Annotated in this window: 16 protein-coding genes and 3 pseudogenes; 9 read left to right on the forward strand and 10 right to left on the reverse strand. The window is 61.7% G+C overall.

Annotated features, from left to right (window positions below):
- Positions 1–39: 39 nt before the first annotated feature.
- On the forward strand, positions 40–588 hold the full coding sequence (locus tag R4P65_RS13145) for a hypothetical protein (protein WP_317826817.1): 549 nt from the start codon (positions 40–42) through the stop codon (positions 586–588).
- Positions 589–636: 48 nt separating this feature from the next.
- Here R4P65_RS13145 and R4P65_RS13150 read toward each other — a convergent pair.
- The 3 genes and pseudogenes from R4P65_RS13150 to R4P65_RS13160 form a co-directional block, all read right to left on the reverse strand.
- Positions 637–865, reverse strand: a pseudogene (locus R4P65_RS13150) (SulP family inorganic anion transporter); the annotation flags it as partial.
- Positions 866–967: 102 nt separating this feature from the next.
- Complete coding sequence (locus R4P65_RS13155; RefSeq protein ID WP_317826818.1) at positions 968–1,114, reverse strand: hypothetical protein; 147 nt, start codon at positions 1,112–1,114, stop codon at positions 968–970.
- Between the two features lie 15 nt (positions 1,115–1,129).
- Positions 1,130–1,789: a GAP family protein gene (locus R4P65_RS13160; RefSeq protein ID WP_317826819.1), complete on the reverse strand. Its 660-nt coding sequence runs from the start codon at positions 1,787–1,789 to the stop codon at positions 1,130–1,132.
- A gap of 258 nt (positions 1,790–2,047) precedes the next feature.
- On the opposite strand from R4P65_RS13160, the gene R4P65_RS13165 reads away from it, so the two are divergent.
- Positions 2,048–2,260: a hypothetical protein gene (locus R4P65_RS13165; RefSeq protein WP_317826820.1), complete on the forward strand. Its 213-nt coding sequence runs from the start codon at positions 2,048–2,050 to the stop codon at positions 2,258–2,260.
- An 89-nt stretch (positions 2,261–2,349) separates the two neighbouring features.
- On the opposite strand, the gene R4P65_RS13170 is transcribed toward R4P65_RS13165, so the two are convergent.
- Entirely contained in the window at positions 2,350–2,766 is a 417-nt protein-coding gene (locus tag R4P65_RS13170) for a hypothetical protein (RefSeq protein ID WP_230815965.1), read from the reverse strand.
- A gap of 145 nt (positions 2,767–2,911) precedes the next feature.
- On the opposite strand from R4P65_RS13170, the gene R4P65_RS13175 reads away from it, so the two are divergent.
- Positions 2,912–3,385: an SRPBCC family protein gene (locus R4P65_RS13175; RefSeq protein WP_317826821.1), complete on the forward strand. Its 474-nt coding sequence runs from the start codon at positions 2,912–2,914 to the stop codon at positions 3,383–3,385.
- Between the two features lie 54 nt (positions 3,386–3,439).
- On the opposite strand, the gene R4P65_RS13180 is transcribed toward R4P65_RS13175, so the two are convergent.
- Positions 3,440–4,111 (reverse strand): cation transporter, encoded by a 672-nt coding sequence (locus R4P65_RS13180; protein ID WP_317826822.1) that lies wholly within the window; start codon positions 4,109–4,111, stop codon positions 3,440–3,442.
- Complete coding sequence (locus R4P65_RS13185; RefSeq protein ID WP_317826823.1) at positions 4,111–4,455, reverse strand: metalloregulator ArsR/SmtB family transcription factor; 345 nt, start codon at positions 4,453–4,455, stop codon at positions 4,111–4,113. Before R4P65_RS13185 ends, R4P65_RS13180 begins: the two co-directional genes overlap by 1 nt.
- Before the next feature lie 126 nt (positions 4,456–4,581).
- Here R4P65_RS13185 and R4P65_RS13190 point away from each other — a divergent pair, with 126 nt between their 5' ends.
- Entirely contained in the window at positions 4,582–5,352 is a 771-nt protein-coding gene (locus R4P65_RS13190) for an acyl-[acyl-carrier-protein] thioesterase (protein ID WP_317826824.1), read from the forward strand.
- Here R4P65_RS13190 and R4P65_RS13195 read toward each other — a convergent pair.
- Positions 5,343–5,939 carry a CHAP domain-containing protein gene (locus R4P65_RS13195; RefSeq protein WP_317826825.1) on the reverse strand — a complete coding sequence of 199 codons (597 nt, stop codon included), beginning with the start codon at positions 5,937–5,939 and terminating at the stop codon, positions 5,343–5,345. The two genes, R4P65_RS13190 and R4P65_RS13195, sit on opposite strands and share 10 nt — an antisense overlap.
- A 131-nt stretch (positions 5,940–6,070) precedes the next feature.
- Here R4P65_RS13195 and R4P65_RS13200 point away from each other — a divergent pair, with 131 nt between their 5' ends.
- The 4 genes and pseudogenes from R4P65_RS13200 to R4P65_RS13215 all read left to right on the forward strand — a co-directional run bounded on the left by R4P65_RS13200 (position 6,071) and on the right by R4P65_RS13215 (position 9,272).
- Positions 6,071–6,586, forward strand: a complete 516-nt coding sequence (locus R4P65_RS13200) for a toxin-antitoxin system HicB family antitoxin (protein ID WP_317826826.1) — start codon at positions 6,071–6,073, stop codon at positions 6,584–6,586.
- A gap of 65 nt (positions 6,587–6,651) precedes the next feature.
- Positions 6,652–7,527, forward strand: coding sequence for a DUF4097 family beta strand repeat-containing protein (locus tag R4P65_RS13205; protein WP_317826827.1), 876 nt, complete (start codon positions 6,652–6,654; stop codon positions 7,525–7,527).
- A gap of 14 nt (positions 7,528–7,541) precedes the next feature.
- Positions 7,542–8,483 (forward strand): ATP-binding cassette domain-containing protein, encoded by a 942-nt coding sequence (locus R4P65_RS13210; RefSeq protein WP_317826828.1) that lies wholly within the window; start codon positions 7,542–7,544, stop codon positions 8,481–8,483.
- Positions 8,480–9,272 (forward strand): annotated as a pseudogene (locus R4P65_RS13215) (ABC transporter permease). Before R4P65_RS13210 ends, R4P65_RS13215 begins: the two are co-directional and overlap by 4 nt.
- A 74-nt stretch (positions 9,273–9,346) precedes the next feature.
- Here R4P65_RS13215 and R4P65_RS13220 read toward each other — a convergent pair.
- Both R4P65_RS13220 and R4P65_RS13225 read right to left on the reverse strand, forming a co-directional pair.
- A pseudogene (locus tag R4P65_RS13220) lies at positions 9,347–10,021 on the reverse strand (2-phosphosulfolactate phosphatase); the annotation flags it as partial.
- Between the two features lie 12 nt (positions 10,022–10,033).
- Positions 10,034–10,861: a transglutaminase domain-containing protein gene (locus tag R4P65_RS13225; RefSeq protein WP_317826830.1), complete on the reverse strand. Its 828-nt coding sequence runs from the start codon at positions 10,859–10,861 to the stop codon at positions 10,034–10,036.
- A gap of 88 nt (positions 10,862–10,949) precedes the next feature.
- On the opposite strand from R4P65_RS13225, the gene R4P65_RS13230 reads away from it, so the two are divergent.
- Positions 10,950–11,963, forward strand: coding sequence for an ABC transporter substrate-binding protein (locus R4P65_RS13230; RefSeq protein WP_317826831.1), 1,014 nt, complete (start codon positions 10,950–10,952; stop codon positions 11,961–11,963).
- On the opposite strand, the gene R4P65_RS13235 is transcribed toward R4P65_RS13230, so the two are convergent.
- Entirely contained in the window at positions 11,938–13,230 is a 1,293-nt protein-coding gene (locus R4P65_RS13235; RefSeq protein ID WP_317826832.1) for an MFS transporter, read from the reverse strand. The genes R4P65_RS13230 and R4P65_RS13235 overlap by 26 nt on opposite strands.
- Positions 13,231–13,239 lie beyond the last annotated feature (9 nt).

Here is a 13,239-nt window from a genome sequence, read left to right on the forward strand (position 1 = left end):
CACCTTCGCTGATCGTTGGCCGGGATCGGAAACTTACTGATGGAAACCGGCCGAAACACCGTTAGCGAGACAGACCCGATCAGTTCCACGTCCTACGCTCGCGCTCTCGGCCGGATGTACGGGCGCATCTGGAGTGTGCCGACTGCGACGCTTCGTCAGGCGTGGCGTTGGATAGCGGTCGTGTTCGTAGTAGCTACATCGGTGGTCGGGGCGGCCCTGTGCCGAGAACTGAATGGTGTGCCGGGGGTGGGCAGACTCCTGGAATTTGTTGCTGTCTACGTGGTGTGGGCGCTCGTCTGGACTGCCGTGCCGATGCTGTTGACGGCCAATCGCATGACCACTCGTATGTGTGTCGGGTCCGGGTTGCTCACCGCGACGGGTCTGAGCGGACTGCACGTGGCAGGCACCCTTTTCCTGCCCCGTATGACCAAGACCTCTCAGGACGAGTTCGGCCTCCTGGGCGTGATGTTCACCGTCATCGGCTGGCTGTTCGTCTTCTCGGCCATCGTGGTTGTCGCGTCGTCGATCGTCGGATCGGTGGCCAAAGATTCCGGCCCACTGGGAATCTGGCTGCGAACCTCACGCTGAGGCGCTGCCTCCACCTGCAAGCGCCTGCAACACGGTCGGATAGACGTCGATGCCCAGTAGCACGACGAGGAGCGAACCCGGTACGAGCGGAAGCCATCGCTTGACGCCCAGGACCATTGCCAGGCTGAGCAATCCGATGATCACCGTCGGTCCGTCGACCTCACCCAGTTCCTTCACCAATGATGATCGTGAGCGCCAGACCCACGATAAAGCCCTTCAGAACCGGCTCGAAGATGAAGGAGGCGATGAAGCCGAGGCGCATGAATCCCGCCAGCAGAGTCGCGCCGAGAACGAGATGGAGGATGGGCACCCACAGTGGAGGGTGTGCGCTGGTGAACCTGGAGTGCCGTCAAAATGGTGTATGCGCCGGCCAGCGCGACTATTCCGAGATACCACCCGACCGGGTACGCGATGCTGTTGATCCGCGCTCGTTCGGAAAGGAGCACGCAACAACGGCAACCACCGCCAGTGGGCTCATGATGATCCCGAGCGCCAGCGGGATCTGTTGCAGTAGCAACGATCCCATAACTACCTCCAGTTGTCAGAGACCGCCGATGCCCTTACCGATGAGAACAACACCGATAACCAGGATCAACACACTCATCACTGTGGCGTTGTTGTCCTGCAACCACACCTTCAGCTTGGCCAGCGGACCGCGCAGTCGCTCCGCGGCAACGAGGTAACCGATCACGGGGACGCACACTGTCGAGGCCGCGATGATCGTGAAAACCAGAATGGCGACAACAACTTCTCCGGATCCAAGCGAGGCGGATCCGATCGAGATTCCGGCCGCGATACACATCATCAGATTCTTCGGATTGATCGCAGCCAGAGCGAAGCCCAAGCCGAGGCCTTTGGGAGCGGTCATGTCGTCGATGGCTTGCATCCACTTCGGGGTTTCGTGCTCGCCTCCGCGTCCGCGCCATTGCTTCGCTCCGAACGTAAGAAGCAACACACCCAACGCCAGCTTGATCCACGAAACCGTCGCTGACGGATCACCTTCGGAGTCGCCGAGCTTGCTGGACAAGAGCACGAAGATCACAGTGGCGACAACGATTCCGAGTATCCAGCCCAGAGCGAACCCGACGCTCGTGCTGCCGGCTCGCTTGGACAACAACATCAAGATTGCGGCGATGATCGGGATCGGCGATACCGCGACGCCGACCGCGAGGGGTAACAGATCCCCGATGACAGATCCCATGCCGACCTCTTCTCTCTCCCGGTCGACACTAGGGGCGGGGGCCCTGCGCAGCCTCACACGAAAAGGATGAACAGAACCGTGGCGACATTCACCCGTAGGGGATGAAGCCCGAGGAGCGTGCGCAAGTAAGACTGGATCCCACGGATGCGGAGTCCTGGATCGAGCAGCGACGCCGATTGCACTTGACGACACCTGATTTCGAGACTCGGCGCGGGGCGGGTCCGAACCTCATGGCCCTACGAAATGGAGCGGACCCTGATGAATGCTCCCACTCGGTATCAATTCCTCATCGACGGCGAAGTGTCGGACCGCGTCAAGGCCGCGTTTCCCGAATTCAGTGTTGCGAGCGCGGCCGGCGGATTCACCAGTTTGTACGGACCCGTCGCGGACCACACGGCCATGCGAAGCATCATGGCCCGCCTCGATTCCCTGGGATTGACGGTCGCCGAACTGCGAAGGCTCCCGGACTGATCCGAGACGTCGGACTGCCTCGCGCACGAGCGATGGTCCCGACCGAGTCGATTCGGTCGGGACCAACAGCTCCCGCAGTTATTCGGTGCCTAGACTCTGTCCCTGTCCCAGGTCGCGACGGCCCAAATCACTACGACATCGAGCGCGATGACAAGGATCGACCACACTGGGTAGTACGGCATCCACAAGAAGTTGGCGATGATCGAGAGCGACGCAATGACGATTGCCGCCGCCCTGGCCCACACTGCACCGGTGAAGAGGCCGAGGGCCACCAAAATTCCGATGATGCCCAAGATGATGTGGATCCAACCCCACGTCGAGATGTCGAACTTGTACGTGTAGTTGATACCCACGACAAACAGATTGTTGTCAGCGACGGCCGCGATGCCCTGAAGCAGAGCGACAATGCCTGCGGTGAGCAGCAGAATTGCTGCTGCAAACGTCGTACCGACCGCGAAACCCTGCCGGACAGGGTGATTCGCGGGTTCCCGCGGTGGAGCAGTCATCAGCGTTCCTTTCGACAGAATGCACTTCCCTTACTCAGTCTCGAGGGGCTGGAAAGCGAAAACATCACCCGCCGCGGATGAACCGCAGGTCATCGACCCGTACCCGCTTGCCGGCGTCGCAAACCAACATTGACAGACTGGCACCGTGCAGCACACCGTAGTCGTGATCACCGATATCTATGCTCCACCTGCGGTGATCTTCGATCTCGAACTCGACATGGACGAACACTCCGCCTCGCTCCGAGCAACAGACGAGCTGGCTGTCACCAGTACGGGTAGATCAACGCTCGGAGAGAGCGACGAGGTGTCTTTCACTGCTCGGCACTTCGGGCGGAGATTCTCGATGACAAGCCGGATCACGCAGTACAACCGTCCCTACTCATTCACAGACGAGCAGGTCCGCGGCCCCTTTGCCGCAATGCAGCACGAGCATATCTTCGACAGTCAGCCGGGCGGCTGGACGCGAATGCATGACCGCTTCACGGTTACGGCCCCGTTCGGCATGCTCGGACACCTGATACTGAGGTTGGCTGTCGCCCGCTATCTGCGGCGTCTTCTCGAGCAACGGGCCGCGCACATCAAGAGCCGTGCAGAAGCCGGCACCCCTTTCACCGACTGAGTACCCTCTCTGACGCGCCGCAGAGAGTGCTCACTCGACAAAACCAGTGCCCACTCAGCAGCAGTCGCACTCGTGCCCGCTCTTGGGCGCAGCCACGACCGGGCAGCACGGATCACCCTTCCACGCGTTGATGCCTTCTTTCACCGCGATGACGGCGATGACCAGTGCCGCAATCGGATCCGCCCACGACCAGCCGAGCAGCGAGTTGAGCAGCAAACCGACAAGCAACACCGCAGAGAGGTAAGTGCAGAGCAGCGTCTGCTTCGAGTCCGCGACCGCCGAGAGCGAACCCAACTCCCTACCCGCTCGGCGCTGCGCATAGGACAGGGTCGGCATGATCGCCAAACTCACTGCAGCCAAGACTATTCCGACAGTAGTGTGCCGCGCTTCACCCAGACCGAACAGTGACCGAATCGCGTCGAAAGACACGTACGCGGCAAGCCCGAAGAACGAGAAGGCAATCACTCGCAGTGCCGACTTCTCACGACTCGCCGGATCCGGAGCCGAAAACTGCCAGGCGACCGCTGCCGCCGAGGACACTTCGATCACCGAATCAAGACCGAACCCGAACAGGGCCGCGGAAGACACTCGCGTCCCCTCCGTCAACGCGATAATCGCCTCGACGACGTTGTAGCTGATCGTGATCGCCACGAAGATGCGAATTCTTCTCGACAAGAGCGCTCGTCGGGCAGCCGACTGACCGACGTGATCGAGCGGCGCAACCATCAGCAGCACCCCTCTGATTCGCTGTCCGGGCAGTACGACGGATCAACCGCGAGAACGACCCCGAGCAGGTCGTCGAGAGCCTGACCGATATGTGCGTCGGCGAGTTCGTATCTGGTCCGGCGCCCTTCCGGGACCGCCACCACCAAGCCGCAGCCACGCAGACAGGCCAGATGGTTGGACAGCTTTTGCCTGGTCACAGCCAATGTTTCAGCGAGGTCGGACGGATACCGGGGCGCGGTCTTCAGCTCGAGCAGTATCCGTGTTCGAGTCTCGTCGGAGAGAGCATGACCAAACCTCGCAAGCACCGCCACGTTGGTCACCACATTCATGCCGTCGATATCCATGGGTACGACAGTACATCGAAATCTGTATTCAGAAAACAGTGAACTCAAATGGTTCAAGATCCGGCCATCGGGTACCGCAAGCCTGGAACGCCCGACCAGACTTCGACCAGCGGGAGCCCGCATCAGATGAACCGCACAAAAATCGACGATCGCATAGCGATGCCAGAACTTCCGAAAACCGGCAGCATCTTTCATGCCTCCTGGCCCGTGCGAACAGGGGACATTCACACCGACAAAAGCCTGCGCCTCGACGCGATCGCGCGATACCTCCAAGACGCGGGCTTCGACAATCTTGTCGACCGCGGCGCCATGGAGACCCATCCACTGTGGATGGTGCGGAGGACGGTGATCGACGTACTCGAACCCGTCGTCTGGCCGGATCGAGTTCACCTGCAGCGCTGGTGTTCCGGACTGTCCAGCAGGTGGTGTTCGATGCGGGTTCGCATCAGGTCCGAAGCCGGCGGGTTGATCGAAACCGAGGCGTTCTGGATCAACATCGACCCGAAGACGGGAATGCCCGCAACCATCAGTGAAAAGTTCACCGCCGCGCTTGCATCGACCGCAATCGACCAGCATCTCCACTGGCGGCGGTGGATCGACCCGGCCCCGGACACGACGCCGTCAGCGGATACGCCATTCCCATTGCGCTCGAGCGATTTCGACCCCTTCGATCACGTGAACAACGCGATCTACTGGCAGCCTGTGGAAGACGCGCTGACCGATGACCTGAAGCGCGGACCCTTTCGGGCGATCCTCGAGTACACGCAGCCCATCAAGAGAGGTGAGCAGGTGACTGCGCGAGGGGGCGCGAACGCCCTGCACATCGACGCCGGCGGCGAAGCACGAGCGTCGGCGCGCTGGTTCGCCTTGACTCCGAAGAGCAGCGATCAGGGGTGAAGCTTTCCGAATCCCACGACGGCAGAGTCGGATTGCCAGTCCAGATCGTGCACCCGCACCTTGCCGAACTCGTTGCCGCCAACCGTGATCGCTGTATCGCCGTCCACTGCCACCACGATGTTGGTGTGCTGACCGACCCATCTCGAACTGTCGTAGATCACCACATCACCCACGTTAGGGGTGTACCCGCTGCCACTCTCGGCGTACGCGCCGATCCCCTGGTAGTACTCCTGCAAGGTGTACACCCCCGGAATGCGCCAGCTTCCGGAGTTCGGGTTCGACAATGGCCGACCCGCTTCCCTCATGATCCAGCTGACAAAATCGGCGCACCACTCTTCGTCGATACCGTCGGAATAGAAAGTGCCCGGACGGTCCTGCTCATGCTCGGATTGCAGTAGCTCGAGCACCCGACCTTGATCCGACGTAAGCACACTCGCATCCACCGCCGGGAACTCAGCCGTGTCCCAGGGCAGGTAACGCGATGGCGCGACCGCGACGACAACCACCCCAACCACGATCACGAGGCCGAGCACCCCGGCAATCCAGAGCAAGATGCGGCGTCGGCGGTTCGATTCGGCAGGACTCACCCTCACGAGTGTGCCAGCCTGCCGCGAACCGAATCGCCGGCCACCCCGATGACCTGGTAATTCTCATCAAACCCACACGAATGTGCCATCGAGCTATTGCTATGGCACCAAAGTGATGCCATAGTGATGCCATGGATTTGACACCGTACGTCGACAACCTTCGCCACGAACTCGCGGTGGCGGCCGAAGCAGGCGGAGAAGACGCAAAGGCACTCGCCGATCGTTTGACCGCACCGTTGGAATCAGCAGTGCGACTCACCCTGCTCGACGCATTGTCTGCGGCAGCTGCCGAGATCACCCGGGACCTCGCCCCCGGCTCGGTGGACCTGCGCCTGCGGGGACGCGAACCCGAATTCGTGGTGGCACCGGCTATCAGCGAACCGGCTCCGGCTCCCGTCGAAGAAGAAACGGTTCCGGCTCCGCGCCCTGTCACGGAGTCCGACGACGCCTCGATGACTCGAATCAACCTGCGTCTGGGGCAAGACCTCAAAGACCGGATCGAGGCAGCGGCCCGGGAAGCCGGGATCTCCGTCAACGCGTGGCTGGTTCGCTCGGCTGCAACCGCTCTGGAAGGCGGCATGAACAGAAGCATTCCAAGACAGCGCACGTCCCAAGGTTCCGATAGCTTCACCGGCTGGGTGCACTGACACCGGCCTACTTTTTCGCACCACCCTCTTTCATTAACCGAGACAACCTCATCGGGAGTATCACCATGCCCACATTCAGCACACCCGACCCCATCACCTTGAGCTTCGACGTGGCAGTCGGGCACATCCGGATCACGGCGAGCGACCGCAACGACACTGTCGTGGAAGTGCTGCCCAGCAACTCGTCTCGCGAGGTCGACGTTCGAGTCGCCGAACAAACGCGCGTCGAATTCGCGGGTGGCCGGCTGCAGATCAAGACTCCGAAACAGCGCGGCCTCGGCATTTTCGGGAAGACAGGATCTGTGGACATCTCCGTTCAACTTCCCTCCGCTTCGGAACTCGAAGGCACTGCCGCAGTTGCCAGCCTCCGCGCCGACGGCACTCTCGGACGATCACGCGTGAAGGTCTCGGCCGGCGATTGCACACTGGACACCACAGGACCGCTCAACGTCAGCACCGGGGCCGGCGCGATCACCGTCGAGCACGTGGCCGGAGACATCGACACGAGCACCGGGTCCGGAAGTATCCGCATCGGCCGCGTCGACGGCAACGCGGAGGTCAAGAATTCCAACGGTGACATCAACATCGGCATGATCACCGGCGCGCTGAAGGCGAAGACCGCCAACGGAAGCGTCGCCGTCGAGCACGCCGAATCCGACGCGAGCGCCGCAACCGCCAACGGCGACATCCGTTTCGAGACGATCGAGAGTGGAGTCGTATCCGCAAAGACGGCTGCCGGGCGAATCCATATCGGTGTTCGATCCGGAACCGCCGCGCGATTCGACGCTCATACATCCTTCGGTCGCGTCGACAACCAGATGAATGCCACGCACGGACCGGCTTCGACCGAACGCCGGGTAGACGTCCGGGCGCACACCAGCTACGGCGACATCGTCATTCGACGTTCGGAGCCTCGAGAAGAATCCAACAAGAAGATCTAGCGAAAGGAACGCTGATGTCCCGTAAACCAGCCATCACCGCGACGGGCCTGAAGAAGGCCTACGACGACAAGACGGTACTGGACGGAATCGACATCTCCGTCGACCGCGGAACCGTCTTCGCGCTCCTCGGACCCAACGGCGCCGGCAAGACAACCATCGTGGAAATCCTCTCGACCCTCGTTCCTGCCGACGGCGGCGACATTCGTATCGCCGGGTACAACCCTTCCGACGATCCCGACGCGGTGCGTTCGCGTATCGGCGTCACCGGGCAGTTCTCGGCGGTCGACGACTATCTGTCCGGTGAGGAGAACCTTCTCCTCATGGCGGACCTCCATCATCTCGGTAGAGACGAACGTCGAACTCGCACTGACGAACTCCTGAAGAAGTTCGATCTGGTCGACTCCGCAGACAAGCTGGCCTCGACCTACTCGGGCGGCATGCGCCGACGGCTAGACCTGGCAATGACGTTGATCGGGCGGCCGGAGATCATCTTCCTGGACGAACCCACCACCGGTCTCGACCCCCGGAGTCGACGCACCATGTGGCAGATCATCCGGGAGTTGGTCAGCGACGGTGTCACCATCTTCCTCACGACGCAGTACCTCGAGGAAGCCGATCAGTTGGCCGACCACATCGCCGTCCTCGACCAGGGACGGATAGTCGCCCAAGGTACGGCGACGGAACTCAAGCGGCACATCCCCGGCGGCCACATTCGACTCCATTTCTTCGACCGAGATCAACTCGATACTGCTGCAGCTGTTTTCGACGAATCATCGCGTGATGACGCCGCCTATGTCCTCCAGGTCCCCAGCGACGGGGGTGTCCGCTCGCTGCGTTCTCTTCTCGACCAACTCGACGCCCACTCGATCGACGTCAAGGAACTCTCCGTACACACACCGGACCTGGACGACGTGTTCCTGACTCTGACCGCCACCGAAAGGACCGACGCGCGATGACCACCATGACGCTTGCCTATCAGGACTCGAAAACCATGCTGCGTCGCAGCATTCGACACATCCTTCGATATCCGTCGATGACGGTGATGCTTGTCGGGATGCCAGTCGTCTTTCTGTTGCTGTTCGTCTACGTGCTCGGCGGGACGCTCGGGAACGGCCTCGGCCCAGGCGGTGGTGGCCGAGCCGAGTACGTCAACTACGTTGCACCGGCGATCATTCTGATGACCGTGGCATCAGCGGCACAGGGTACTGCCATCTCCGTCGCAACCGATATGACCGCGGGGATCATTGCACGATTCCGCACGATGGCGATCACGCGTACGTCCGTCCTGACGGGTCATGTTCTCGGCAGTCTCCTTCAGACGATCGTGAGCCTGGTAGTCGTCATCGCCGTGGCGATAGCCGTCGGATTCCGGCCTACGGCAGGCTTCGTGGAGTGGGTCGCGACGTTTGCCCTCCTGATCCTGGTCTCCATCGCCATGATCTGGTTGTCCGTTGCCTTCGGCCTCGTCAGCAAGAGCGTCGAGACGGCAAGCAATCTCCCGATGGTGTTGATCCTCTTACCTTTCCTGGGAAGCGGATTTGTCCCCACCGACTCGATGCCGACCGTGTTGCGATGGTTCGCCGAGTATCAGCCGTTCACTCCGATCATCGAGACCCTTCGAGGACTGCTTCTCGGCGAAGCGATCGGGAACAAGGCGCTCCTCGCGATCGGATGGTGCGTCGCGATCACTCTCCTCTCCTACCTCTGGGCGCGGAGTTTTGTTCAACCGACGCCCGGTGCGCTGACCTCGAAACACACGATCTTCAAGAACAGGTACGGTGTCGCTGTCGTCGAGTTCCGAGGCGATGGCGACGTCGTGTGGAAACCCCATGACGATCAACTCGCGTCCTGAGGCACAGTCCCGCAGGCGGTCCTCGTACGAATCCGACACCGCCGCCCAGGCATCCGCCGCCATCCGCGCCTCGGGCGATACGTGGCCGTCCCAGCCGGCCGCGGTCAGTGCGGCCACGACAGCACCAGCGCCCCACAGATCTTCCACCGCAGGACGCAACTCTCCACCGGGCCACTTCTCCCCGGAAGCGACAATTGCCACTCGGGATCGCGGACCATGCTCGTGCACAATCCAATCGGCGACGGCGGAAGCGTTCCTCAATGAAGCGCCGACACACACCGCAACCTGGGACGCCAACGCAAACGCGATAGTCGACCCGTTCGGCGAAGGCAGTACCAGCCGACTCGGCACCTCGGCCTCGCGAATCGTCCGGGGAGACAGACTGATCTGCCCCTCCCTGGCCACACTTCGTCGTACTGCCAGGGCCGCATCGGCATCACGTGCGTAGTCGACCGCACTCTCGTCGTTCCAGGAATAGGGAAAAACGTCGATTCCCGCGTCAGCGGCGACGCTCAACGTCGTCGTGAACGAGAGGACGTCGACCACGACGGCGGTATCGACTCCCGCAGCGATCGCCTCGGCGCCGCGCAGGCCCCAGTCGAATCGAAGTCCGTACTCGAGTTGGCGATGCTCCGGATTCATCGCACCAGCATCTCAGAAACGAATCAGGTTGTCCGGCACGCACAAATCCTCGTGCTCGTACAGTGCTCGCACGGCAACTGGATCGTCGCCGGCGCACACCTCGGCGATATCGTCGAGCAGTAGGTCGTAGTCGGCGCCGGTCTTTCCGTCGTAGGCGTCCGTCATACGACCCCACTCGTCCCACGGCAGGGTTTCGACCTTGTTCATCGCGGCAAGATCCTTCACTGCGTTGCCGCGGATCTCGGCAGGCCCCCAGTTCTGGGTGCCGTACACCCCGAACTGGGACCCGTCGATCTCGCCGCGTCGATACGCCAGCCACGCCTCGCCGCCACTGAGGAATTCTCCCGGCTGCAGATCGTGGGCGTGAGAAAGCACGTTCTGTCCGAGGATCTCCGAGTCGATGCGGATCCACCGCTTGCCGGCGTTGTCCCAGTACTCGGTAATCCAATGGTCGACGCCCTGTCCCGGTTGAAAGTAGGTGGCAAACCCACAGCGGACCCGCGCAGCAAAACCGCGATAGCGCAGAAACGCACAACTCAAAACGGCAAAGTGCCGACAGGTTCCGACGAGCCGCTTGTCGGGTTGCCGGGCAGAGGTCACCGGTGCCGGATCGAGCGCAAGCAGGCGTTCGAGCAGAACGCTTGCCGGCCGGATCTGGTTTTCGTCGAATCGGTCGGTGGGCAGATTCAGCGACCGCGCATCGGTGGGTTGGACCACCAGGTACGGCACTACCCGGCATATTTGCACGGGGTCGGTGGGGAGTGACTCGAGGGCGAGCGGGTCCACTCCGTCGATGCGGGTGAACGGTCCTGCTGATGTGTAGTCGAGAACCGCCGTCATGGGCGGAGACTAACAATCCCTGCCGACACTGCCGCTCCACTATGGTTAGGGTCCCATAACCATGAAACCCGAGGTTGCTGTGAACCCAATGTTGAGCCGCCGTGCCATGCTGTCCGTCACCTTCGCCACAGCAGCAGGTTTTGCCCTTGCTGCCTGCGGCGACAGCGCGAAGGACGAATCCACTCCCGGCACCGAAGGTGCTCACGCCGAGGCCAACGCCTTCCCGGTGACGATCGACCACAAGTTCGGCTCCACCATCATCGGGCAGGCACCCAGCCGCATCGCAGCGGTCGGCATCGGCGACGCAGACGTACTGCTTTCCCTCGGGCTGACTCCCGTCCTGGTCCCGGTGTGGAAGGGATCGACCGACGACGGAATCGGAGTCTGGGCCGACTCGGCAGTCCAGGGCGCCGAGCCGACACCATTGGCCAACGCCACCACCGATTTCGACATCGAAACGATCGTGGCAGCAGCGCCTGACCTGATCATCGCCGTCAACAACGCGATCGACGAGGATCTGTACAAGCAGCTCAGCGCCATCGCGCCGACTGTGCTTCACGCCGCCGATCAGACGGATTGGGTTCTGCCCTGGCAGGAAGTCACGACCCGCATCGGTACGGCTGTGGGCGTTCCCGCGCAGGCAAAGCAGGAGGTCCAGGAAGTCGAAGACCTCATCGTTCGCACCCGCGCGGAGAACCCCCAGTTCGAAGGCAAGACAGCAGCTCTCGTCATTCGCTGGAGCGACGGAAATCTGCGAGCGTTCAGCCCCGAGGCAGCGCGCGCTCAGCTGCTCACGCAATTGGGATTCACGGCTCCTGCCGCACTGAAGGATCGGTTCGCGGGCAAGCTGAACTACGAGATCTCCGCCGAGAACTACGACCTCCTCGAGTGCGACTACCTGCTCTTCGACAACTACGAAAAGGCTCGCCCCGAGATGGAGACGCAGCCGGCGTTCACCAATCTGAACGTGGTCAAGACCGGCGGCCTGATCAGCTTGGACCCCATCGTCAGTGACGCGGTGTCCATGCCGAACCCGCTCACCATTCCGTTTGTGCTGGAAGATTTTGTAGCAAAGATCAATCAGACAATCGCGGGTCGATAACCTTCGTTCGACCGGACCACACCCACAACACCACAGCCGACACGGCCACGCAGACCGAAACGATCACCCATGGTGACGCCGGCGCTGCGTGGCCGTTGTCGACTAGGTCGTACACGAATCCGACTCCCACGGTTCCCAGGAGCGCGAGCAGACCGCCGATCGTGTTGAGCATGCCGAAGTGCGCTCCGAGGTTGCTTTCACGACCGAGGATGGCAATGGTGTCTCGCATCGGCGGCACCATCAACATCTGTCCCAGGTGCAGCAGCCCGATCCACACCGCCAGACCGACTATCTGCGTCGACGCCGAAGCTGCGGAGTCGACGCCGGTGACCAGCGGCACCAGGAACGACACCGAAATGAGCACAAGCCCGAAGGTGATCGCGCGTCGATGCCCGATGCGGTGGGCAACCGCGACCGTCGGTCCCTGCCCGACGATCACCAACACCGCTGCGCCCACGTAGAACCATCCCAGCGCCGACTGCGAACCGATTCCGCGCTCGAGCTGTTCCGGAAGCATCAGGTACAGCTGGCTGTACGCAACCAGCTGAAAACTGCAGAGCGTCGCGAAGAGCAGAAAGTTGTTGTTGGTCAGGACGCTTCGCCAGACGTCGCGCAGCGTATAGGTCGACACCTGGCCGTCGTGGGCATCGCCCGGCCGCGGGAACCAGATGAAGAACCCGACCCACATGATCGCGAACAGCAACCCCGCGCTCGACGCCGTCCACGAGAACGGAAACATCAACAGAGCAGCACCCAACGCCGGACCGATCACGGTTCCCAGACGACTGCACATCTGTTCCACTGCAAACAGATCCGTACGACGCATGACTCCTGAGGTTTCGAGTTCGCGTCCGTATTCGGCGTTGGCCGACTCCACTGCGGGTGCGAACAGAGCTGCGGCGAACCCGACCAGAAGCACACCGACGATCACCGCCGCCATACTCTCGGCCAATCCGAGCATCAGGAAGCCGACCACGCGAACTGCGATGCCCAGCAGAATGATCGGACGCTTGCCGAACCTGTCGGCAAGGCTTCCACCGATGAAGAACATGCCCTGCTGACTGAACATCCGGAGCCCGAGGACCAGGCCGACAATCCAGGCCGCGAATCCGAGGTCCTCCGAAAGGTGCACCGCGAGAAAGGGGACAACCAGATAGAACCCGATGTTGAACAGCACCATCGAAAGAAGGAGCAACTTCACCACCGGCGGCAGGACACGAACCTTCGCGAAGGTCTTGTTACCGGGGAAACGCTCACTGAGTACCACGACCAAAAG

This window comes from Rhodococcus sp. IEGM 1318 (assembly GCF_033142465.1).
In the GTDB taxonomy this organism is placed as follows: Bacteria; Actinomycetota; Actinomycetes; order Mycobacteriales; family Mycobacteriaceae; genus Rhodococcus_F; species Rhodococcus_F qingshengii_B.

Bases quoted from the DNA above. Each gene is read 5' to 3' on its own strand.
- R4P65_RS13145 (WP_317826817.1), top strand. From the start codon at position 40: ATGGAAACCGGCCGAAACACCGTTAGCGAGACAGACCCGATCAGTTCC.
- R4P65_RS13155 (WP_317826818.1), bottom strand. From the start codon at position 1,114: ATGGGATCGTTGCTACTGCAACAGATCCCGCTGGCGCTCGGGATCATC.
- R4P65_RS13160 (WP_317826819.1), bottom strand. From the start codon at position 1,789: ATGGGATCTGTCATCGGGGATCTGTTACCCCTCGCGGTCGGCGTCGCG.
- R4P65_RS13165 (WP_317826820.1), top strand. From the start codon at position 2,048: ATGAATGCTCCCACTCGGTATCAATTCCTCATCGACGGCGAAGTGTCG.
- R4P65_RS13170 (WP_230815965.1), bottom strand. From the start codon at position 2,766: ATGACTGCTCCACCGCGGGAACCCGCGAATCACCCTGTCCGGCAGGGT.
- R4P65_RS13180 (WP_317826822.1), bottom strand. From the start codon at position 4,111: ATGGTTGCGCCGCTCGATCACGTCGGTCAGTCGGCTGCCCGACGAGCG.
- R4P65_RS13185 (WP_317826823.1), bottom strand. From the start codon at position 4,455: ATGGATATCGACGGCATGAATGTGGTGACCAACGTGGCGGTGCTTGCG.
- R4P65_RS13190 (WP_317826824.1), top strand. From the start codon at position 4,582: ATGAACCGCACAAAAATCGACGATCGCATAGCGATGCCAGAACTTCCG.
- R4P65_RS13200 (WP_317826826.1), top strand. From the start codon at position 6,071: ATGGATTTGACACCGTACGTCGACAACCTTCGCCACGAACTCGCGGTG.
- R4P65_RS13205 (WP_317826827.1), top strand. From the start codon at position 6,652: ATGCCCACATTCAGCACACCCGACCCCATCACCTTGAGCTTCGACGTG.
- R4P65_RS13210 (WP_317826828.1), top strand. From the start codon at position 7,542: ATGTCCCGTAAACCAGCCATCACCGCGACGGGCCTGAAGAAGGCCTAC.
- R4P65_RS13225 (WP_317826830.1), bottom strand. From the start codon at position 10,861: ATGACGGCGGTTCTCGACTACACATCAGCAGGACCGTTCACCCGCATC.
- R4P65_RS13230 (WP_317826831.1), top strand. From the start codon at position 10,950: ATGTTGAGCCGCCGTGCCATGCTGTCCGTCACCTTCGCCACAGCAGCA.